We start from the raw sequence: 19,708 nt of genomic DNA, 5'->3' as shown, positions 1-19,708 counted from the left end.
TGCAGGTAGTCACGAATGGACGTCTCGCCTGATTTTGAGCTTAAGTAGACTTTTCTAGTCACCATTGTCAGGTCAAATTGAAACTCTGGCGGGCCACAAAGTGACCCAATTGGACCAATTTCAACAAGTCTGGATGAATCAGGTCAAATTCATCTTTGAAAAATTTGATAGCACCGGCTAATGCTCCGGCCGTGATTAAGCTATCCACGGATTTTTCCCTGTTCTGACAGGGCCTCCGATTGGGAGACGAGATGAAACAGCAAAAGGCCGGCGATCTTCAGAACGTGCCCCGCCCTGTCGCCGCAATGTCGCGGATTTATGAAAACAGCGTCGATTTCGGCTGGCATAGCCATCGCCGGGGCCAGTTGTTGCAAATTCTCGGCGGTTTCATGACGGCCCGTACACCCGACAGCTCATTTATCATCCCCAGTGGCTACGGCCTTCTCATTGCACCCGATGTACCACATGCCGTTACATCTCATGGTCGCGTCTCCATGCAGTCGCTTTATATCGAGCCGGATGGGGCATTGATGCTCAACTGGGAGCCGACGCGGGTTATCTCGACCTCTGTTCTGCTGTCAGCCATGGTTGGAGCATTTATTGAAGAACCGACGCTTTATGCCGAGAACGGGCGGGGCGGGCACCTTGCCGCTCTCATTCTTGATGAAATTTCCCGTGCAGAAGAAGGGCCATTTGCACTACCAATGCCCAGCGACAAAAGGCTGCAGCGCTTGTGCAAGGACCTCTCCGAAACCCCATCGATCGATCTTGACATCGACGATTGGGCCGACAATCTCGGCATGAGCCGCAGGACCATGACGCGAAAATTCCGCACCCAGACCGGCATGAGTTTTGCCGAATGGCGGCGCCGTTTGCGTATGGCCCATGTCATGCGCAGGCAGGCCGAAGGTGCCCGACTTGATGAAGCGGCAGCAGATGTTGGGTACCGCAGCCTGTCATCGTTGCGCAAAGCCATGCGCGAAGTCGTGGCGTGAGCGATCGAAACACAAATATACCCGCGGTCGAAGCCCGTAGACTGGCTGTGGCTTACGACCAAGCCTTTGCACTGCGCGACGTTGATGTGCAGGCGCATCACGGTCGCATCACCGTGATATGTGGCGCCAATGGATCAGGTAAAAGCACGCTTCTGAAAACTCTGGCAGGACTGGAAGCGCCAACGTCAGGCGACGTTCTGCTGTCGGGCCAGCCACTATCCCAATTGTCGCGGCGTGATATTGCCCGCCGGGTGGCGGTCATGAGCCAGTCTCCGGAAGTTCCGTTGGGCCTGACGGTCGAGGAACTGGTTGAACAGGGCCGTCATCCACATAGACCTTGGCTTGGCCGTCTTTCAGTAGAGGACCGTGACCTTATCGACCGCGCCATAAGACGTGTTGATCTGCATGCCCTGCGCGACCGCGAACTCTCCACACTCTCCGGCGGTGAGCGCCAGCGGGCCTGGGTCGCAATGGCTTTGACGCAGGAGCCAGAACTGTTGTTTCTTGATGAACCAACCAGCTTTCTTGACATCCGCCATCAGGCCGAACTGTTAACGCTGCTCAGGCAACTTAACAAAGAGGAAGGGCTGACGATCGTTGCCGTACTTCACGACCTGAACCAGGTCATGGATATCGCCGACGACATTGTGTTGATGTGCAAAGGCAAGGTGTTGGCGGCTGGCTCGACAGGACACGTCTTGCAGGAAGACCTGCTTGAACAGGCCTTTGGCTGTAAGGTTGATATCGTTCCTCACCCCCGCAACCATGATCGCGGTTACTGCCTTATCGACTGGGTGGGTAACGCCGACAGCACCAACACTCTGCGGCTCGCAGAATGACAGCAGCAAACGCACCCGTGCGATTAAGGCCGTTCCTGGCCGCATTTGCCTGGCCAATTGGTCTCTTGCTACTCGTCCTGCTGGCTGTTCTCGATTTTCGCATGGGAAGCAAGCTGGTGAACTGGAGCGATGTTCTCACGTTTCCGACACGTCCCACCAGCTTGGCTCAAACCGTATTGGAAACTATTCGTGCGCCCAGACTTGTCGCGGCTATTTTTGTTGGCGCCGCACTGGCCATCGCCGGATCGGTGTTTCAAAGCGTCCTTCGCAACCCACTGGCAGCACCGGATATCCTCTCGGTCACCAGCGGAGCGCAGCTGTTCCTCGTCATTTCGACACTCCTGCTGCCTGTTGCAATTCCATCGATCATCGCAACAACCATGGGGGGCGCTGTTGGCGCCGTTGCCTGCATCGCACTTGCTGGCGGGTTTCGTGCGCCACCGGGCCGATTGGCGTTGGCCGGCGTCGCCATATCCCTATGTTTTGCAGGAATAGCCTCGGCAATCGTCCTGCTGGCTGATGATCGCGCATCCGGTTTGCTACTCTGGTCTGCCGGCATTCTTGACCAAACCGGCTGGTCGAAAGTGCTAATGGCGGGGCCGGCCATCATCGCATCATGTATTGCCCTTCTCTTGATCGCCCGGCAGCTTGATCTATTGGGTTTGGGGGAACAGACCTCTGCAAGCCTGGGCGTGACCCGCACCACCACACTGGCTGGCCTGATTGCTGGCGTCATCCTGGCGGGCGCTGCCGTAACACTGGCTGGCCCGATCGGTTTTATCGGGCTTGCCGTCCCCAATGCCCTTCGCGCTATTGGCGTCACACGCCATCACCGTCAATTACCGTTGGCCGCGCTGTGGGGTGCAAACGCCCTTCTAACTGCCGACATGATCACGCAATTACTGGCTGGTAATGGCATTGTTGTACCATCCGGTGTCGCAGTTGCCTGCTTCGGTGCTCCTGCCATGCTGTTGCTTTTGAACACAACAAAAGCAGGTGGTGAGAGCCGTATGGCGGCACCTTCAACTGCCAATCGCCTGTCCTTACCAATGCTTTCCAGTGTGATTGTTGCGGTTGGCCTGCTGGTGATCATCGCAGCATTGACGATTGGAGATGGCGTCTCGTCGTCATTTGGTGCCCTTGTCGCAAACCTCGATTTACGCGCCCCAAGGCTGTTTATTGCTCTGGGGTGCGGCGCATTGCTGGCAACTTCCGGTGTGGCGCTGCAAGCGGTCACGCGTAATCCGCTTTGTGGCCCGGAAACGCTCGGTCTCTCGCAAGGAGCAGCGTTGTTCAGTCTGATTGCCCTGCTCTCAGGCCTTGTTCCCGGCACATCGATGTTTCAGTTGGTGACCGTCGCAGGCGCCCTGTCAGCGGTTGTCCTTTTGATGGTACTCGGTCCACGGAGATCACCACAAAAGCTCATTCTGGCCGGCATCGCAATCGCTGCCAGTTTTGGAGCAATCGGCACCATCATCGTTGTCGAAGCGAGATTACAGACGGCGCAGGCGCTGTCCTGGCTCAGCGGGTCAACCCATGGCCGAGGATATGATGATGCATGGGCCATGCTGCCATGGCTCATCGTCCTGGCAAGTATTGGCCTTTTCTCCAGCCGTCAGTTGGACGCACTTGTGCTGGGTGACGAAAAGGCACGCGCACTGGGAGTTGAAACGGACCGCGCCCGTATTCTGGCGTTGTTATACGCAGCATTTGCGAGTGCTATCGCCGTCTCGGCCATTGGAGCAGTCGGTTTTGTCGGGTTGCTTGCACCCCATGCAGCCCGCCTTTTGGCAGGACCACGCCACGCGCGTAATCTACCGGTTGCCATGGCGACAGGTGCCATTCTCATGGCCGTGGCGGACCTTGTTGGCCGTAGTATTATTGCGCCGCTTGAACTACCTGCGGGTGTCGTTACCGCAGTTCTCGGCGCACCGTTTTTTATGCTGTTAATGCGCCCACCAGCATCGAGAAAAACCTCAGTTTCGTAACCACCTCAGCCCAGTTCGAGCGTTGTCACACCGAAAACACACGCGGTTTCGAATGATGGCGGTGTTCCACGATACATCCGCGTCGTCTGGAAAACGCACTCAAATCCGTGAGCTTCAAGGACCGCGGAAAACCTAGCCTGATCGGCAGGCACGTCGATGTGGATCAACTGACCTTCAACCTCCGCCGCACACGCAAGAATCAATATCGTTGCAGCGTCGGAATCTACAGCGAAAAGTGGCCCGATCTTATAGCCCTCATGGCATTGACGCGCGACAGCATAACCGCAGATCGCACCATCGCGGATGAGCACTTTTGTCTGCCTCGGCAACGCCAGCCAGGCTTGCAAAAAAGCCGCACGGCGCTCTGCAAAACACTCGGCGTCAAACGTGATCAGGCTGGCCGGATTAATATCTTCGAGGGAGCAGATGTCAGGATCGATCCGGCCTTGCAGCTTTCCGCTCCAGCGAAAGGTGTCATAGTCGGGGACAAAACCCATGGATCGATAATTCGCCAGTTGCTCCGGCACGCCGTCAAGACCGATCGTGCGGTTTTTCAGATGCGCCATGCCCGCATCCCAAACGCTCCGCCCGTATCCGCGCCCGCGAAAATCAGAATGCGCAATATAAAGACCGATAAATCCGAAATCAGAACCATAGCGGATGGCGGATATGCCCGCGGCCATTCGCCCATCGACAAAATAGCCGATAAATCCTTCTGGATCAGCGGCCTGAAAGGGTGCCGCATCGGCAAGCCCGGGGTTCCAGCCCTCAGCCTTTGCCCAACCAATCAGCATTTCGATCTCCGCCAGATCGAGCGACCGGATCACAACGTCACTCATAAGCCTGTCAGCCGATCAGGTTGGAAGGGCTCCAACATGCCTCGATAGGGTTTCGAGATCGGTGTTGCATAGGCACCGCGCTTGGCGGTCGACAGGCCAAGCGTTACCAGCGATTCCGCCTGTTTTACTGCCGCGGCAACGCCATCCACGACAGGCACACCGAATTCTGCCCGCAGCTCTGCGGTCAGATCCGCCATGCCGGCGCAGCCGAGAACGATCGCTTCAGCCCTGTCTTCCTTCAGCGCCAGCGCAATCTCGCTGCGTAACCGGTCGCGAGCGTTGGAGTTCGCGTCTTCAAGAGACAGCACTGGAATATCCGCCGCTCTCACCTTGCAGCGCGACGACATACCGTACCGATGGACGAGATGTTCAAGCGGCAACCGCGACCGTTCCATCGTCGTCACAACAGTGAATTTCTGGGCGATGAAGGCCGTGGCAGAAACCGCCGCCTCGCAGATTCCGATCACCGGCACGTTGGCGAGCGCCCGTGCAGCATCAAGACCAGTATCGTCGAAACAGGCGATGACGACGGCATCGATACCCTGTTTTTCGCCTGCGGCGATTTCCTTGAGCAGGCCAGGAACCGCAAAGACTTCGTCATAATAGCCTTCAATCGAAACCGGTCCCATCGATGAGGTAACGGCGACGATCTCTGTCTGGTGCCCTGCAACGCGGTTCGCACTATCGGCAATGGTTGCTGTCATGCTGGCGGTTGTGTTTGGGTTGATGATCAGGATGCGCATTGGCGTTTTATCAACTCCGCTGTCTGCGACGATTGAGATGGATGATCAGGCCGAGCGTGCCAGCGATCACCAGGAAGGAGAAGACTGTTGTGACCGTGCCAAGCGCATAAAGCACCGGTGTCGTCACATTAGTGGTCATGCCGTAGATTTCCAGCGGCAGCGTATTGAACGACCCTGCGGTCATCAGCGTGCGGGCAAATTCGTCATAAGACAGTGTGAAGCCGAACAGGCCAACGCCGATCAGGCTTGGAGCGATCATCGGCAAAACAACATTCGAGAATGTCTGCCAGGAGGATGCACCGAGATCCCGTGCCGCTTCCTCGTAAGCAGGTGAGAAGCGATTGAACACGGCAAACATTATCAGCACACCGAAAGGCAGCGTCCAGGTCAGGTGCGCGCCGAAGGCCGAGGAATACCATGCCGGCTGCAGGCCGAGCTGGCTGAACAGCACGCCGATGCCGAGCGAAACGATGATCGAGGGGACAACGAGGCTTGCGACCGCCAGATAAAAGAGCGCCGTCGCACCGATGAATTTTCGGCGAAAGGCCAGTCCCGCCAGCAGCGACACAACCACCGTTACCAGCATGACCATGATGCCAAGCATTGCCGAGCGACGGAACGAGCCGCCGAAATCACCCACCGCCTGGGTTTCGAACAGGTTGGCGAACCAGCGCAGCGACACGCCGTTAAGTGGGAAGGTCAGGCCGCCATTTGGCCCCTGGAAGGAAAGGATCAGGATCGCCGATAGCGGACCATAGAGGAACAGCACGAAGACGGCAAAGAAGATGGCGAGAAAGTAGAATTCCCGGGAGCGTTTTTCACGGTACATCTTAAAGCTCCTTCCGGATATCGACGATCCGCAATATGCCAGCGACCATCATCAACACGAGCACCAGCAGCACCACCGCATTGGCGGCAGCGGCGGGATATTGCAGCAGCGACATCTGGTTCTTCATCATCAGCGCGACGGAGGCGCTTTGTCCGCCAGACATCACCTGCACGGTGGAAAAATCGGCCATGACCAGCGTCACGACGAAAATCGTGCCGATTGCCATGCCGGGCTTGGCCAGCGGGATGATGACGTTTGACAGGACCTGCCAGGAAGAAGCGCCTGCATCACGCGCTGCCTCTACCAGCGGTTTGTCAATGCGCATCAATGTGTTGAAGATCGGCGTCACCATGAAGAGCGTATAGAGATGCACCATGGCCAAGACGACAGCGAAATCTGAATAGAGCAGCCATTCCACCGGTTCGGAAATCACTCCTGACCCCACCAGCGCAGAATTGATCAGGCCGTTTCGTCCAAGAACCGGGATCCATGAAATCATCCGGATGATATTGGATGTCAGAAACGGCACGGTGCAGATCAGGAAAAGTACCATTTGCATTGATGTGGTGCGGATATGGAAGGCAAGGAAGTAGGCGACCCAAAAGCCGATGAAAAGCGTGATTAGCCAGACCAAAGCAGCATATTTAAGTGTGTTGAGATAGGTCTTCCAAGTAACCCATGACCCAAGCGTTTCGGCATAGTTCATCGTCAGCAAGTCGGGATACATCTGGGCGAAATCATAATCCCAGAAACTGACAACTGCGATCATGATGATCGGTAACAGCAGAAAGAACCCAAGAATGAGCGTCAGTGGCACCGCCTGTAGATAGGAGATGACGGCAAGCGGCAGCTGAAAGCCTTTTGGGCGAGACTGCCCGACATTTTCCGTATCCGTCGATGTGATCGTCGCCATTGCTTGGCTTCTCCCTATGGGCCTCTGAACCTTCTCGCAATGAAAAGGCATCGCTTCCGACTACACCCTCTGGCCGAACGGCCATCTTCTCCAAGACTGGGAAGAAGACTTGGCCCGCTCACCCGCCATGATCGCGTCTGGCGGTGCGGCTGGGTTAAGCCCTCCCCCTTGCGGGGGGAGGGTGATCTGTTTGTCTGTCAGGCTGCGATAAACTCGTTCCAGCGGCGGACCATATAACGGTCTTCGTCCATTACCGAGTTCCAGCAAGAAACATGGCCCATGCGCTCTTCGAAGGAGCCGCCGTCGCGTACTGCACCGGCCTTTTCCATGACCTTGCCGTCCGGCGCGACGATATCGCCGGTCGCAGTCTTGCCTTCGATCCAGTAGCCCCACTCATCGGCCGACATGTGCTCCTTGGCGGTTTCCATGCAGGCAGAGTAATACCCCTGGCGGTTGAGATAGGCGCCAACCCAGCCGGAGGTGTACCAGTTGATATATTCGTAAGCCGCGTCGAGCTGTGCACCGGTCAGATGTGCTGCGAGACCCAGACCGCCACCCCACGAACGATAGCCTTCCTTAAGCGGCTGGTATTTGCAGTCGATGCCCTTGGAACGAACGGCAGCAACCGCCGGCGACCACATGGACTGGATAATCACTTCGCCCGATGCCATCAGGTTGACCGACTCGTCGAACGACTTCCAGAAGGCGCGGAACTGGCCATCCTGCTTGGCCTTGATCAGGAAGTCGATTGTCTTGTCGATCTCTTCCTTGGTCATGTTGCCCTTGTCGGCATATTTGATGTTGCCGAGCGCTTCCATGATCATCGCCGCATCCATGATGCCGATCGACGGGATGTTGAGGATCGAGGTCTTGCCCTTGAACTTCGGATCCATGATGTCGGCCCAGGTGGTGATGTCGCGGCCAACCAGGTCAGGACGAATACCGAGCGTATCGGCATTGTAGATCGTTGGCATCATGGTGAAATACTGGGTTTCTTCCTTGGCAAAGGCTTTGTCGCCCGGCTTTTCAACGAAACCGACCGTGTGCGGCGCGGTGCCCTGTGCAATCACGCTGTCGGGTGTCAACTTGCCGTTTTTGAACAGCGGAACGACCTTGTCGTAATATTTCAGCTTCTTTGTATCCATTGGCTGGATCACGCCGGCTGCATAGACCTTTTTCAGGATCCAGTATTCGATATCGGCGATGTCATAGGACTTCGGCTGGGTGACTGCACGCTGGGCGGCGGCATCCGAATCCGTCGCCGTCATCTCGAGCGTGATGCCAAGATCAGCCTTGCACTTCTCGGCAATCGCATTGAGGTTCGACACGCCGGTGCCAAACTGGCGAAGCGTAATCGGGTTCTGTGCCCAGATGGTCGGGAAACCGGTAATCACACCTGAACCAGCCGCAAGGCCGGCCGCAGCCGATGCCGTTTTCAAAAGCGAACGGCGGGAAATACCCTTGGCCGTCTTGTCGATTCCCGTTTTTTTTGTATCGGTCATGCCAGTTCTCCTCTTGAGGTTTATTGTTGTAGTTTCAGTGCTTCAGCCGCCCCAGCACGAGCGCGTCCTCACGCTCCCACGAAAGCGGAATGGCATCGCCAACCTTCACCGGATTGGCGAAATAGTCCTTGTCACTGAGGATCGCGGTAAAATCCTCCACACCGGAGCCATTGACGGTGAGTTTCACCGATGAGCCGCGATATTCGACGTTTGAGACGGAACCGGTGAAGCCGAGGCCCTTTTCGGTCGCCGGTGCAACACGCACGTGGTCGGTCCGAACCGCGATGTCGGCCGTGTCGGTGAGACCAGCAGCATCAGCGCCGATCGCCAGAAAATCGCCGCCAGCCGGGACCGAAATCATCAGCTCATCGTCGGCGCTCTTTATCACGCGACCGGAAATCACATTATGATCGCCCATGAACTTCGCTACGAAGGCAGTTGCCGGGCGCTCAAACACGGTGCGCGGATGAGCGGCCTGCTCGATGCGACCATCATTCATGATGACGATGATATCGGCGAGCGCCATCGCCTCTTCCTGGCTGTGCGTCACATGGACGAAGGTGATGCCAAGCGAGGTCTGGAGCTTTTTAAGCTCCGCCCGCATACGGATTTTCAGGAATGGGTCGAGGGCTGAAAGCGGCTCATCGAGCAGAAGCGCTTCCGGATCGGTGATCAAAGCGCGGGCAAGCGCCACGCGCTGCTGCTGACCGCCGGAAAGCTGGGCCGGGCGACGCGGCGCATAGGCTTCGAGCTGCATCAGTTTCAGCATTTCCAGAGCCTTGGCGCGCCGCACGTCTTTCTCCACGCCCTTCATCTTCAAGGAGAAGGCGACGTTGTCGACGAGGTCGAGATGCGGAAACAGCGCGTAGGACTGAAACATCATCGCCGTGCCACGCTTGGCTGGCGGCAGGTCGGTGACAACAGCATTGCCAAGACGGATATCACCTGTCGAGATGCTCTCATGTCCGGCGATCATCCTGAGCGTCGAGGTCTTGCCGCAACCAGAAGGTCCAAGCAGGCAGCAATAGGTGCCGGCCGGGATCTTCAGGCTGATCTCATGGACGGCCGTGGTGGCACCATAGATCTTGGAAACGGATACGATGTCTATTTCAGCGGCTTTGCTCATAGGCACTCTCCTGAGATTGTTTTTGGTGATGCAGGAGCCGTGCCAATTCAATTAACCATTGAAGATCAACGATGTTTTGTCACAAAACCATTTTTGTCATTGAGCGCTGCGCAAATTTGCATCGATTGTTTTCGATCCCATGGTCAAATTGTATGCAATCTGAGTTACGGATTGCAAAATATCCCACTGGCAGATGACACCGCAACGCGCTACAACAGGTCATACTGGACGAAACCAATGACCTTGCTTGAACATACCTCCGTTTCTGCTGACCCAATGGTCGAGGACCGCTCGATGGCGATCCGCGAGTCCCTGCGCAATGCCATCATTGATCGGCGGCTCGCGCCGGGAACAAAACTGTCCGAGGCGGAAGTTGGCGCGCTTTTTGATGTCAGCCGCACGGTGGCACGCGCTGCACTTCAAATGCTGACCTTCGAAGGCCTTGTGAAGACCGAGCGTAACCGTGGCGCCTTCGTTTCCAATCCGACGCCAGAGGAGGCACGACAGATCTTTGCATCCCGCCGGCTGATCGAGCCAGGCATTGTTATAGCCGCCGCCGAAAGGATTACGCCGCAGGACATCGCTCGTTTTCGCGAACAGCTGATTGAAGAAGAGCGCTATATGAACGAGCGCGGCCCGGCGGCAAGGCGGGCAGAAATCAAGGCATCCGGTGATTTCCACCTCATGCTGGCCTCTGTTGCTGGTAATGCCATCCTGCAGCGTTTTATGGATGAGTTGGTGGCGCGGTCTTCGCTGGTCATCGCGCTTTACGGCCGTTCAGGTGTGTCGAGCTGCGGTCATAGCGAACATTTCGCCATTCTGGACCTGATCGAACGCGGTGACGCCAAACGTGCCGCTGACCTGATGCTGCACCATATCGATCACATCGAGGCCGATCTCGACTTGCAGCCCAAGCAGGGCGTGGCGCTCAAAGATGCGCTGTCAATCGGCTAACGTATGATTTCATCGTGAAAGTGACGCCGACCGGAAAGGCCGGCGTCTTTTTTCTTACTTCTTGATCGCTTCCAGATCGACATCCAGTAACAGGTCTGGTCCCAGACCAAAGTCTGCCAGCTTGGTGATGCCAAAATCAGCGCCGGTGATCGCACCCGTTGCAGAAAAACCGGTCTTGATGGTCTTTGCATCCCAAGGAAGCGGCGATTCAGAATTCCATGTCACATCAAGTGTAACCGGCTTCGCCGTGCCCGCGAGGCTCAGATCGCCGGTAACCTTTGCAGTCTTGTCGCCGGTCTTTTCAATCGCGGTGCTTTTGAAGGTAACCTCAGGGAACTCTTCAACGTTCAGGAAGTCTGGGCTCTTGAGGTGCGTGTCACGCTGTTCGTGGTTGGTGTCGATGCTGGCAGCTTCTATCTTCAGCTCGATCGAGCTTTTCGTGACATCGTCCTTGTCGAATGAAATTTCACCGGACACGGGGCGGAACAAACGTTAAATCGGGCTGCGTTATCGAGGCATAGACATAGCCAGTCTCAAAATCTTCCACATGCGTGACTGTGGTGCCGTCAGCTTCCTTCCAGGTTACCCAAAACACATGAGGCCGGATGAACGTTGCGCTATAGTTTTCCATATGGGCAACAGCATCGAAATCCTCAGCCGATGCATCCGCCCAACGCAGAGTTTTGCCATCGGGCGCAAAATCGACATGGAACACGACGGCGCCCTAGTCGGCACGGTAACGATGACCGACACCGGGGAAAGTTTCATTCGCCATTTTCTCTGCCTCGATCTGTTGTCGATCTGTCCCCGTTTTCAACCCCACTTCATCTCGCCCTTGGCAACCTTGGCACCCAGTTCCAGCGAGCTGGCATCCTTGAGGTCCGGATAACGTTTGAGCATAGCGGCAATCACCTCTGCGCTATCCTTGCCCTTGGACACTTCTTCCTCGAAAGCCATGAGGTAATCGCGTGTGAACTTAATGGCCTCGACGCCTTGCGGTGCACCCTCGGACTGGTGACCGGGAATAACGATCTTCGGGTTACGGGCAATCAGATCATCAAGCGCCTTGATCCATGCCGCACGCTTTTCAGCAGTACCTTCATCAGCCACCCAGACGTGAATACCGGAAGACACAAGAACGCCGCCAAAAACAGCTTCAAGTGATGGTACCCACAGGTAGCGACGATCATGCATTGTGGGAATTTCGACGATTTCTATTCTGTTGCCGTCGAGCTCCAGTGCTTCGAGATCGGACACGGCGGGAATGACGACATCCGCCAGCTTTTGCGGGCCATTTTCCTTGAGTTGTGGCCCCCAAACCTCCAGCTTGCCCTGGACATTGCTATTGATAGTGTCAACGGTGGCTTTCCGGGCAATGACCTTCGCATGAGGAAAAACGTCAACGACCGGCCGCAGGCTGAAATAGTAATCAGGATCGTTGCAGCTCACATAAATTGTCGACAGTTTTTTTCCTGTTGCCTTGATGGCGGCTGCCAGAGCACGACCGTCTGACAAGGTAAAACCGCCATCGATCAGGATGGCATCTTTTTCCCCGGTCAAAAGAACGGGTGTGCGGCGAAAGCCGGTCTCATCCGCCTGGAAAAACGTCCATTTCAAAGTTGTGGCAAATGCCCTTGATACTGAGACTGGCAGTGCCGCAAGGCTGGCGGCGGCGACTGTGAGCTTGAGCGTGTTACGTCGTGTAAACATGGATATGTCCTCTGAGTGGAATTGTCAGGCGGCTTAGACATGAGCCTTGAGGTTGTGGAAATTGCTAAAAAGGGCGCTCGAATCCACCAGGCGACGGCTTTCACCTTTTTCGATGATCAGTGCAGGAACGCCGTTGGCGTTGAACTGGTGGAACAACTGCTTGCCGATTTTCACGAGATCAGCGACGGCTAATCGAAGTCCGTCATCTGGCTGACGAACACGGGCGGCAGCCTCAGATAATCCTGCCTCTTCCAACAGGTTTGCGACGACGGTCTGATCACTTGTGTCCAATCCCCTGACATACCGGCCGTGCTGCAAGGTCTGCAGAGCCGAAAAGCGTGTCTGCGGCGTATGCGAGCCCGCCGCCACGACACCTCTTGTAGTAGCAGTTGAATCAAACATCGAGCCTTGCTTCCGGAGGACTTTTTCAAGGTAATCCCTGGAAAATTCCTGGCCGGTAAGCCGCTGGATACGTTGGTCATTCGCCCATGCATATGCTGAGAACGCTTCATCCAGCGGGCGGGCTCCCGAACCTGAAAACAACCCTGTCGGGATTGCTTCGATAGACGTTCCTTCCGCCATCAACCTCGTCAGCATTGGCGATGCGCCATAACACCAGCCACACAGGGGATCGAATAAATAAATGATGCGGTCTGGCTGCATGTCTTTGATCCCGTTTCGATGGTCACCATCATTCATCGACTTTGACAGGGAATAAAGATCGGTTATTCGTACAGACTGTATGATTAAATGAGACAATGATGAGTGATCTTCTCAACCTCAACCGTCTGATATTTTTTACAACCGTGGTGGAAAGCGGCTCGTTTACTGCGGCGGGCGAACGTCTGGGCGTGGCGAAAGCTGTTGTCAGCCATCACGTGGCAAGGCTTGAGGAGGAGCTTGGCGTCACGCTCCTGTCGCGAACAACGCGACGGCTGGCGACCACAGAGGAGGGGCGGATATTCTACGACCGCTGTGCCGTCATTCTGAGAGAGGCCGAGGCCGCTTATGGGGAAATGTCCCACCATACAAGCGAACCCTCTGGCACCCTGACATTGACCGCACCGCTCGACTACGGCGCGGTGATTGTCGCCCCTGTCATAACAGCCTATCTCGCTCGTTATCCAACTATTAAAGTCGACCTGGTCTTCGACGATACGGTTATCGATCCCGCAACCCAGCAGCTTGATCTTGCCATTCGCGCTGGCTGGCTGACCGATACAAGCCATCAGTCACGACGGCTTGGGACGTTTGAACAATATCTTGTCGCCACACCATCCGTGGCAGAGCGGTTTTCCTCACTCCAGACACCAGCCGACGCGGCCAATCTGCCGTGGATCGAAAATTCAGTACTGCGTCACCCGCTTCGCTGGATGTTTTCCCGTGACGGCTTTCCCCCCGAAATGGTCGAGGTATCGTCTGCCATCCGTACGGATAAAACACCGGCCGCCTATGCCTGTGTGCTGGCCGGAGCAGGGGTTTCGGTTTTTCCTGATTATATGCTGGGCAAAGATTTAGCGCAGGGCAGACTGGTGCGCCTGCTGCCCGATTGGAGCCTGCCAGCGGGCGGCCTGCATGCCGTTTTTCCGGTCGCCCGCTTTCGACCGGCAAAGGTGCGACGTTTTGTGGAGATGATGCTGTCGGCCGAACGCAAACGCGCGCTTGAGGCCTAATGCGCATCCCTACTCACTGTGGCAACCTGAAGTGATCATCAATGTGGCGGCGATGGCGGGTTTCCTTGTGCCAGCCGATTGCCTTGCGATAACTGCCAAACAATTGTTTGCCATGAACATCCTCGACCGTGAGGCCATGGACCATTTCTGCATCGGGCTCGACATAGAGAGCATCAACAGGACAATAGAGTTCGCACATGAAGCATGTCTGGCAGGAATCCTGCCTGAGAATTTGGGGAGGCCCCTCCGGCATCGCCTCAAAAACATTTGTCGGGCAGACCTGAACACAGAGATTGCAATCGGTGCAGGTTTGCGGATCAAGAACTTCAATCATTACTCGGCCACCTCCGGCAACAGGTCTGAACCTACCGGTTCGGAACGAATGAGAATGTCATCAAGCCCACTGAGAACAAGGCGATGATGTTGGGCCGGATCCTGGTTGGGAAAATCATCGCGACGATGCATGCCACGCGTTTCCGTCCTTGAAATTGCGGCCTTGTACATGTAGCGCGCCGTTGCGGTCATCGCCTGCGCCTGGCGCAGCCGTAAGGTTCCGTTTTCATCCACCGGCACGGCAGTTTTGATGTCATCCCACAGACTATCCAGCCGTTTCAAGGCCGCTGACAGCACGTCGTGGGTACGGAAATAGTTGATATCGAGCGGGAAGACCTCATTTTGCACCGCTGCCAAAATGGCGGTGGGATCCGCATAATGTGACGGATTTCTCGCAAAGTTCTCAGCTTGTGGATCTGATATAGAATGGGGTTTGGCGTTGGCTTTTGCGAAAGCGGCGGCCGCGACACCGGCAAAGGATCCTGACGCAATCGCCCAGGCCGCGTTATGGCTGCCGCCACCGGTAAACCCGCCACAGATCGGTTCGCGCGTGGCATTGTCACCGGCCGCATAAAGGCCGGGAACCGTGGTGGCACAATCAAGCCCGGTCAACCGCAGCCCCCCTGTTCCACGAACCGTACCTTCAAGGCGAAGCTTGACCTCGAACATCTGGGTAAACGGATCAATGCCACGTCGGTCAAAGGGAACAAAAAAGTTCGGTTGCGCCTGCCGCAATATCGTTCTGACCTCATCGGTTTCAGCCAGATCAAGTCGGGCGAATACAGGCTCCGACAGCAACGTGCGGGCAATGATCGAGCGGCCGCGTGCGGAGCCAGCCCCTTCAATCAGGCTCTCATCCCTACGGTAAAACTGCGCAAAACGATAAAGCGCTGTCTTGGTAATGGAGGCAAAGGCCGGCGATATCGCATAGGCCGATGAGAATTCCATGCCCGACAATTCGGCACCAACCTCTGCCCCCATCAAATAACCGTCACCGGTCAACACGTCACATCCAAGTGCCTTGCTCATGAACGCACAGCCTCCGGCAGCCAGCACAACGGCACCGGCGATCACCTGCCATTCGCCACCACCCTGTTGCACAATACCGGTTGCGCCCGCCACCCTGTCACCATCAACAAGCAAATGTGTCGCGGGATGATGATCCAGAATGGTGACGCCGGCGTTTTTGACCTTTCGCCGCAACAACCGCATATATTCCGGTCCCTGCACCGAGATGCGCTGTTGTTCTCCACTTTCATCACGCGGGAAGGGGTAGCCCCAGTCGGCCAGCCGATTGACGCTTTCAAAGGTCTTGTCGAGTACCGGTCGCATCCAGTCACGGTCGGAAAGATAGCCGCCCATCGCTTCACGGCTGGCCATGGCAGCCTCGCGCTCTTCCGGGTCCGGTTTCACGTACCAGATCTGCGTGCCAGCGGATGCCGTTGCACCAGAGCTGCCGCAATATCCCTTCTCGACAAGCACCACGTTGGCGTTTGTCGCCACGGCCTCCAGCGCCGCCCAGCAACCGGCCGGACCACCGCCGATAACCAGAACATCACAGTCAAAATCTGATTGCCGGTTCTTTGAGGGGGAAATGTTTGTCAGGGATAAGTTCATATCATCCGTCCTAAATGAAACCATTGCATTGCAGAACAAACCAGTTTCAACATAGATTTTGTGTTGTTCACCGGAGTGCTTTTATGACCCTTGCCAGCCTTGCCATGTATGTCAGCCCGCCACAGGTGGCGCAGGCGACCCACCAGTTCTGGCAGGCGCTCGGTGCGCGGTTGCGCGACTACGGGCTCAATGCGCCTGATGTGCTTGATGACACGGTGCGATATGACGAAGCCTGGCTTCGTCCGGATCTCATTTTTGGGCAAACCTGCGGATACCCCTATGTGCAACATCTCAGGGACAAGGTTCAGTTGGTTGCCACGCCCAATTACGATCTGCCGGGATGTGATGGGCCGATTAAATGCAGCTTTGTCATCGTCAATGCGCAGTCTTCGGCGCAGTCCATCGAGGATTTGCGCGGTGCCCGCGCGGCGATCAATGAGCCCGGAAGCAATTCGGGCTACAATCTCTTCCGTGCCTTCATCGCACCCCATGCCGAAAACAGGCGTTTCTTTTCCTCCGTTATCGAAACCGGTGGCCACCGTGCCAGCATCGACGCCGTTGCAAGCGGCAAAGCGGATATCGCCTCCATCGATTGTGTGACCTTTGGCAATACCCTGCGCTTTGACGCCGAACGCCTTGCAGGTGTTCGTGTCCTCGCCGAAACACCGCGGGGTCCCGGCCTGCCATTCATCACTTCGATTGAGACCTCGGCCAAAGATCTGGTGATCCTGCGTCGGGCGCTTGCAGAAACGATTGCTGATCCAGCGCTCGGCGAGGTCTGTGACGTGCTGTCGCTGCGCGGCATCACGCTTCTCGGGGACGCTGATTATCAAATCTTGGCCAAATTGGATCGAGACGCTGAAGTTCAAGGTTACCCCGCAATCGCTTGACGCGGGATCGGCGCAGCAGAAGCCAATGGGAAATGACAGGCCACGCTGCGCGCTCCCGCGCCCGCGAGCAATGGCGGCGCATCGGTTGCGCATTTCGGCTGAGCCACGGGACAGCGTTTGTGAAAGCGACATCCGCCTGGCGGGTTACTGGGGTTTGGCAATTCACCTGTTAGAACAATCCGTTCACGCTGCCGACTGGGGTCAAGCGTCAGATTGGCGGAAAGCAGCGCCTGCGTATAAGGATGAGCTGGCTCTCTAAACAGGCTGGCGGTTGGCCCGCTTTCGACAATCTGTCCAAGATACATCACCACCACTCGATCCGTGACGCGCCCCACCACGTTCAGATTGTGTGAGATCAGCAGGTAACTAAGGCCAAGTCGATCTCGTAGGCCACGTAGCAGATTAAGCAGTTCACCCTGAACAGAGATATCAAGGCCAGCGGTTGGCTCATCCGCGACGATGACGGAAGGGTTGGCCGCCAGTGCACGCACAAGTGCCACACGCCGCGCCTGTCCACCGCTCAATTGATGCGGATAACGCGTCAGCAATTGCTGGCCAAGGCCGAGGCTTTCTGCAAGAGCGACAATCTCTGCAAAACGTTCAGCAGTGTAAACATTCCTGATTTTCAACGGTTCGGCGAGAAGCGTTTTGACGGTGAGCCGTGGCGAAAGCGAAGCCGCAGGGTCCTGAAACAGCAACTGGATTCGGCTTTGCGCGTCGCCAGCTTTACGACGGGTGCCTGCAGGAACGCTTTCACCATCTACCGAAAGCGTGCCAGAGGCGAGCGGCTGAAGACCGACAATAGACCGTGCAATGGAAGATTTACCGCAGCCGCTTTCGCCTACGAGACCAAGCGTTTCACCACGCCGCAACTCCAGCGAAACACCATCTACAGCGGTAAGTCTGTGATAACGGACAACTGCGTCTTTCAGAAGAAGTGCAGGCTGCTCCATTACGCGGCCTCCCGCCAACAGGCATAATGGTGTCCATGGTCCACCTCACGTTGCGGTGGCTTCTGGTGACATTGCACCTGCCGCGACGGACAGCGGGCGGCAAAAATGCAGCCGTCAGGCCGGTTCGTCAGGTCGGGAACATTGCCCGGTATGGTCGACAGATCCTGTGTGGCATCAAACGGCGCATAGGGATCGATTTCGCAGGCAAGAAGCGCTCGCGTGTAAGGGTGGCGGGGATTGTGCAACACATCGCGCACCGGGCCGGTCTCAACCACGGTCCCCGCATACATCACCACCACGCTGTCACACAATTCGGCGATCAGGCCCATGCTGTGGCTGACGATCAGCATGGAAACCTTTGTTCGCTGCCGCATTTCATGCAGCACCTCAACGACCTGTGCCTCAATCGTTGCATCGAGCGCTGTTGTCGGTTCATCGGCAATCAACAGTTTCGGCTCAACCAGCAAGGCCATCGCAATGACAACGCGCTGGCGCATGCCGCCGGAGAACTCATGCGGATAGCGGTGCATACGGCCGGCCGCATCCTGGACGCCGACATCGGCCAGCACCGCTTCGGCACGCTGCCAGAGTTGTCGTTTGCTCGATTTGGGAAAACGTCGCCGCTGTATGTCGACCAGTTGTTCGCCGATCGTGAACATCGGGTTCAACGCCGTCATTGGATCCTGAAAGATCATGGCGATATCAGTGCCGCGAAGGGAGGCTGTTCCCTTGGGATCAAGCCGCATCGCTTTATCATCAAACGTCGCGTGGCTTGTCTCGACCGTTGCGTTGTCGGCGAGAAGTCCGAGCAATGCAAAGGCAATCGTCGACTTTCCGCTGCCACTTTCTCCAACAAGGCCGACGGATTTCCCCCTGTTGATGGTCAGGTTGACGCCATCGAGAATATGGGCGCTGCTCCCAGTTCCGCGATAGGCGACGTGCAGGTTTTCAATGGAAAGGAGCGCTTCGGTCATAGGGTTTTCCTGAGCTTCGGATCCAGCGTATCGCGCAGCGCCTCACCCAAAAGCGCAAAACCAAGCGTGGCGAGGATCAGGGAAATGCCGGAGAAGGTGGCAAGCCAGGGAGACTGGTCGAGATAGACATAACCGTCATTGAGCAGATTTCCCCAGCTGGCGAGGGGAGGGCGCACGCCAAGCCCAAGAAAACTGAGACCAGCCTCGATGGTGATGACAACGGGAATATCCATGCAGGCCAATACGAAGATGGGGCCGATAATATTGGGAATGACGTGATGTAGGATAATGCGCCAAGTCTGGGCACCAAGTACCTTCTCAGCTTCGATGAAAGGGCTGTTGCGCAGCGTGATCGTCTGGCTGCGCGCCACCCGTCCGAAATGCGGAATGAACACGATGCTGACCAGCAACACGACGTTGCCAAGTCCGGGGCCAAACACCGCAACAAGCGCAAGAGCAAGAATGATGCTGGGGAATGACGTCACCACGTCGAAAATGCCAACAATCAATAAGTCCACCGGACGCGGTGACAGCGCCGCGACAATTCCAAGCACCACACCGGCGGTAAGGGAAATGGCAATGACCGAAAGCGAAATGCCAAGGGCAATGCGGGCCCCATATATCAGGCGGCTCAAAATATCGCGACCTAGGTGATCGGTACCCAGTATATGCTGGAAAGACGGATCCATCAGACGATTGGCAGGTGCGATGGCGTTCGGCGCATAGGGTGCAATCAGCGGGGCCGCAATGGCCAAAAGACAGAGCAATGTCACGGCCACCAGGGCAAAGGTGCCGCCGGGGCGGCGGGAGAGATCAGCAAACATTGCCAT

General features: G+C 56.4%; 21 protein-coding genes. 6 read left to right on the top strand and 15 right to left on the bottom strand.

Annotated elements, in window-relative coordinates:
- Positions 1-251 precede the first annotated feature (251 nt).
- Genes PYL13_RS25180 through PYL13_RS25170 form a run of 3 tightly spaced genes read left to right on the top strand, consistent with a single transcriptional unit; the run spans position 252 to position 3,822 of the window.
- The gene (locus tag PYL13_RS25180) at positions 252-995 is read left to right on the top strand and encodes an AraC family transcriptional regulator (protein WP_275642701.1); all 744 of its coding nucleotides are present in this window, start codon (positions 252-254) and stop codon (positions 993-995) included.
- Positions 992-1,834 carry an ABC transporter ATP-binding protein gene (locus tag PYL13_RS25175; protein WP_275642700.1) on the top strand — a complete coding sequence of 281 codons (843 nt, stop codon included), beginning with the start codon at positions 992-994 and terminating at the stop codon, positions 1,832-1,834. The genes PYL13_RS25180 and PYL13_RS25175 overlap by 4 nt, the downstream gene beginning before the upstream one ends.
- A complete protein-coding gene (locus tag PYL13_RS25170) occupies positions 1,831-3,822 on the top strand; it encodes an iron ABC transporter permease (RefSeq protein WP_275642699.1) in 1,992 nt (663 codons plus the stop codon). The genes PYL13_RS25175 and PYL13_RS25170 overlap by 4 nt, the downstream gene beginning before the upstream one ends.
- Before the next feature lie 5 nt (positions 3,823-3,827).
- Here the strand turns inward: PYL13_RS25170 and PYL13_RS25165 are convergent, their stop codons facing one another.
- The 6 genes from PYL13_RS25165 to PYL13_RS25140 form a co-directional block, all read right to left on the bottom strand.
- Positions 3,828-4,649, bottom strand: a complete 822-nt coding sequence (locus PYL13_RS25165) for a GNAT family N-acetyltransferase (protein WP_368077706.1) — start codon at positions 4,647-4,649, stop codon at positions 3,828-3,830.
- 8 nt (positions 4,650-4,657) lie between these two features.
- Entirely contained in the window at positions 4,658-5,404 is a 747-nt protein-coding gene (locus PYL13_RS25160) for an aspartate/glutamate racemase family protein (RefSeq protein WP_275642697.1), read from the bottom strand.
- A gap of 10 nt (positions 5,405-5,414) precedes the next feature.
- Positions 5,415-6,233: an ABC transporter permease gene (locus tag PYL13_RS25155; protein ID WP_275642696.1), complete on the bottom strand. Its 819-nt coding sequence runs from the start codon at positions 6,231-6,233 to the stop codon at positions 5,415-5,417.
- A 1-nt stretch (position 6,234) separates the two neighbouring features.
- Positions 6,235-7,146, bottom strand: coding sequence for an ABC transporter permease (locus PYL13_RS25150; RefSeq protein WP_275642695.1), 912 nt, complete (start codon positions 7,144-7,146; stop codon positions 6,235-6,237).
- 197 nt (positions 7,147-7,343) lie between these two features.
- On the bottom strand, positions 7,344-8,648 hold the full coding sequence (locus PYL13_RS25145) for an ABC transporter substrate-binding protein (RefSeq protein WP_275642694.1): 1,305 nt from the start codon (positions 8,646-8,648) through the stop codon (positions 7,344-7,346).
- Between the two features lie 34 nt (positions 8,649-8,682).
- A complete protein-coding gene (locus tag PYL13_RS25140) occupies positions 8,683-9,774 on the bottom strand; it encodes an ABC transporter ATP-binding protein (protein WP_275642693.1) in 1,092 nt (363 codons plus the stop codon).
- A gap of 237 nt (positions 9,775-10,011) precedes the next feature.
- On the opposite strand from PYL13_RS25140, the gene PYL13_RS25135 reads away from it, so the two are divergent.
- On the top strand, positions 10,012-10,728 hold the full coding sequence (locus PYL13_RS25135; RefSeq protein WP_250983953.1) for a GntR family transcriptional regulator: 717 nt from the start codon (positions 10,012-10,014) through the stop codon (positions 10,726-10,728).
- A 54-nt stretch (positions 10,729-10,782) separates the two neighbouring features.
- Here PYL13_RS25135 and PYL13_RS25130 read toward each other — a convergent pair whose 3' ends face one another.
- From PYL13_RS25130 to PYL13_RS25115, 4 genes are all read right to left on the bottom strand, one after another.
- Positions 10,783-11,205: a YceI family protein gene (locus PYL13_RS25130; RefSeq protein ID WP_275642692.1), complete on the bottom strand. Its 423-nt coding sequence runs from the start codon at positions 11,203-11,205 to the stop codon at positions 10,783-10,785.
- Positions 11,195-11,443, bottom strand: coding sequence for a MoaF-related domain-containing protein (locus PYL13_RS25125; protein WP_275642691.1), 249 nt, complete (start codon positions 11,441-11,443; stop codon positions 11,195-11,197). The genes PYL13_RS25130 and PYL13_RS25125 overlap by 11 nt, the downstream gene beginning before the upstream one ends.
- A 98-nt stretch (positions 11,444-11,541) precedes the next feature.
- Positions 11,542-12,438, bottom strand: a complete 897-nt coding sequence (locus PYL13_RS25120; protein ID WP_275642690.1) for an MBL fold metallo-hydrolase — start codon at positions 12,436-12,438, stop codon at positions 11,542-11,544.
- Between the two features lie 33 nt (positions 12,439-12,471).
- Positions 12,472-13,101, bottom strand: a complete 630-nt coding sequence (locus PYL13_RS25115) for a DsbA family protein (protein ID WP_275642689.1) — start codon at positions 13,099-13,101, stop codon at positions 12,472-12,474.
- A 98-nt stretch (positions 13,102-13,199) separates the two neighbouring features.
- On the opposite strand from PYL13_RS25115, the gene PYL13_RS25110 reads away from it, so the two are divergent.
- Positions 13,200-14,111 carry a LysR family transcriptional regulator gene (locus tag PYL13_RS25110; RefSeq protein ID WP_275642688.1) on the top strand — a complete coding sequence of 304 codons (912 nt, stop codon included), beginning with the start codon at positions 13,200-13,202 and terminating at the stop codon, positions 14,109-14,111.
- A 13-nt stretch (positions 14,112-14,124) separates the two neighbouring features.
- On the opposite strand, the gene PYL13_RS25105 is transcribed toward PYL13_RS25110, so the two are convergent.
- A complete protein-coding gene (locus PYL13_RS25105) occupies positions 14,125-14,445 on the bottom strand; it encodes a 4Fe-4S dicluster domain-containing protein (RefSeq protein ID WP_192490790.1) in 321 nt (106 codons plus the stop codon).
- Positions 14,445-16,061: an FAD-dependent oxidoreductase gene (locus PYL13_RS25100; protein ID WP_275642687.1), complete on the bottom strand. Its 1,617-nt coding sequence runs from the start codon at positions 16,059-16,061 to the stop codon at positions 14,445-14,447. The genes PYL13_RS25105 and PYL13_RS25100 overlap by 1 nt, the downstream gene beginning before the upstream one ends.
- 83 nt (positions 16,062-16,144) lie before the next feature.
- Between PYL13_RS25100 and PYL13_RS25095 the strand changes: the two genes are divergently transcribed.
- Entirely contained in the window at positions 16,145-16,951 is an 807-nt protein-coding gene (locus PYL13_RS25095) for a phosphate/phosphite/phosphonate ABC transporter substrate-binding protein (RefSeq protein WP_275642686.1), read from the top strand.
- Here the strand turns inward: PYL13_RS25095 and PYL13_RS25090 are convergent.
- The 3 genes from PYL13_RS25090 to PYL13_RS25080 are packed head-to-tail and all read right to left on the bottom strand — an operon-like array spanning position 16,933 to position 19,708.
- On the bottom strand, positions 16,933-17,904 hold the full coding sequence (locus PYL13_RS25090) for an oligopeptide/dipeptide ABC transporter ATP-binding protein (RefSeq protein ID WP_275642685.1): 972 nt from the start codon (positions 17,902-17,904) through the stop codon (positions 16,933-16,935). The genes PYL13_RS25095 and PYL13_RS25090 overlap by 19 nt on opposite strands.
- A complete protein-coding gene (locus PYL13_RS25085) occupies positions 17,904-18,878 on the bottom strand; it encodes an ABC transporter ATP-binding protein (RefSeq protein ID WP_275642684.1) in 975 nt (324 codons plus the stop codon). The genes PYL13_RS25090 and PYL13_RS25085 overlap by 1 nt, the downstream gene beginning before the upstream one ends.
- Entirely contained in the window at positions 18,875-19,708 is an 834-nt protein-coding gene (locus PYL13_RS25080; protein ID WP_275642683.1) for an ABC transporter permease, read from the bottom strand. The genes PYL13_RS25085 and PYL13_RS25080 overlap by 4 nt, the downstream gene beginning before the upstream one ends.

Source organism: Agrobacterium sp. Azo12 (genome assembly GCF_029193765.2).
Lineage (GTDB): Bacteria > Pseudomonadota > Alphaproteobacteria > Rhizobiales > Rhizobiaceae > Agrobacterium.
This window is presented reverse-complemented; position numbering and strand designations above follow the sequence as displayed.

What these genes read in the sequence shown, in the direction of transcription:
- PYL13_RS25180 (WP_275642701.1), top strand. Translation starts at nt 252, where the DNA reads ATGAAACAGCAAAAGGCCGGCGATCTTCAGAACGTGCCCCGCCCTGTC.
- PYL13_RS25170 (WP_275642699.1), top strand. Translation starts at nt 1,831, where the DNA reads ATGACAGCAGCAAACGCACCCGTGCGATTAAGGCCGTTCCTGGCCGCA.
- PYL13_RS25160 (WP_275642697.1), bottom strand. Translation starts at nt 5,404, where the DNA reads ATGCGCATCCTGATCATCAACCCAAACACAACCGCCAGCATGACAGCA.
- PYL13_RS25155 (WP_275642696.1), bottom strand. Translation starts at nt 6,233, where the DNA reads ATGTACCGTGAAAAACGCTCCCGGGAATTCTACTTTCTCGCCATCTTC.
- PYL13_RS25150 (WP_275642695.1), bottom strand. Translation starts at nt 7,146, where the DNA reads ATGGCGACGATCACATCGACGGATACGGAAAATGTCGGGCAGTCTCGC.
- PYL13_RS25145 (WP_275642694.1), bottom strand. Translation starts at nt 8,648, where the DNA reads ATGACCGATACAAAAAAAACGGGAATCGACAAGACGGCCAAGGGTATT.
- PYL13_RS25140 (WP_275642693.1), bottom strand. Translation starts at nt 9,774, where the DNA reads ATGAGCAAAGCCGCTGAAATAGACATCGTATCCGTTTCCAAGATCTAT.
- PYL13_RS25135 (WP_250983953.1), top strand. Translation starts at nt 10,012, where the DNA reads ATGACCTTGCTTGAACATACCTCCGTTTCTGCTGACCCAATGGTCGAG.
- PYL13_RS25120 (WP_275642690.1), bottom strand. Translation starts at nt 12,438, where the DNA reads ATGTTTACACGACGTAACACGCTCAAGCTCACAGTCGCCGCCGCCAGC.
- PYL13_RS25115 (WP_275642689.1), bottom strand. Translation starts at nt 13,101, where the DNA reads ATGCAGCCAGACCGCATCATTTATTTATTCGATCCCCTGTGTGGCTGG.
- PYL13_RS25110 (WP_275642688.1), top strand. Translation starts at nt 13,200, where the DNA reads ATGAGTGATCTTCTCAACCTCAACCGTCTGATATTTTTTACAACCGTG.
- PYL13_RS25105 (WP_192490790.1), bottom strand. Translation starts at nt 14,445, where the DNA reads ATGATTGAAGTTCTTGATCCGCAAACCTGCACCGATTGCAATCTCTGT.
- PYL13_RS25100 (WP_275642687.1), bottom strand. Translation starts at nt 16,061, where the DNA reads ATGAACTTATCCCTGACAAACATTTCCCCCTCAAAGAACCGGCAATCA.
- PYL13_RS25095 (WP_275642686.1), top strand. Translation starts at nt 16,145, where the DNA reads ATGACCCTTGCCAGCCTTGCCATGTATGTCAGCCCGCCACAGGTGGCG.
- PYL13_RS25090 (WP_275642685.1), bottom strand. Translation starts at nt 17,904, where the DNA reads ATGGAGCAGCCTGCACTTCTTCTGAAAGACGCAGTTGTCCGTTATCAC.
- PYL13_RS25085 (WP_275642684.1), bottom strand. Translation starts at nt 18,878, where the DNA reads ATGACCGAAGCGCTCCTTTCCATTGAAAACCTGCACGTCGCCTATCGC.
- PYL13_RS25080 (WP_275642683.1), bottom strand. Translation starts at nt 19,708, where the DNA reads ATGGCAATGTTTGCTGATCTCTCCCGCCGCCCCGGCGGCACCTTTGCC.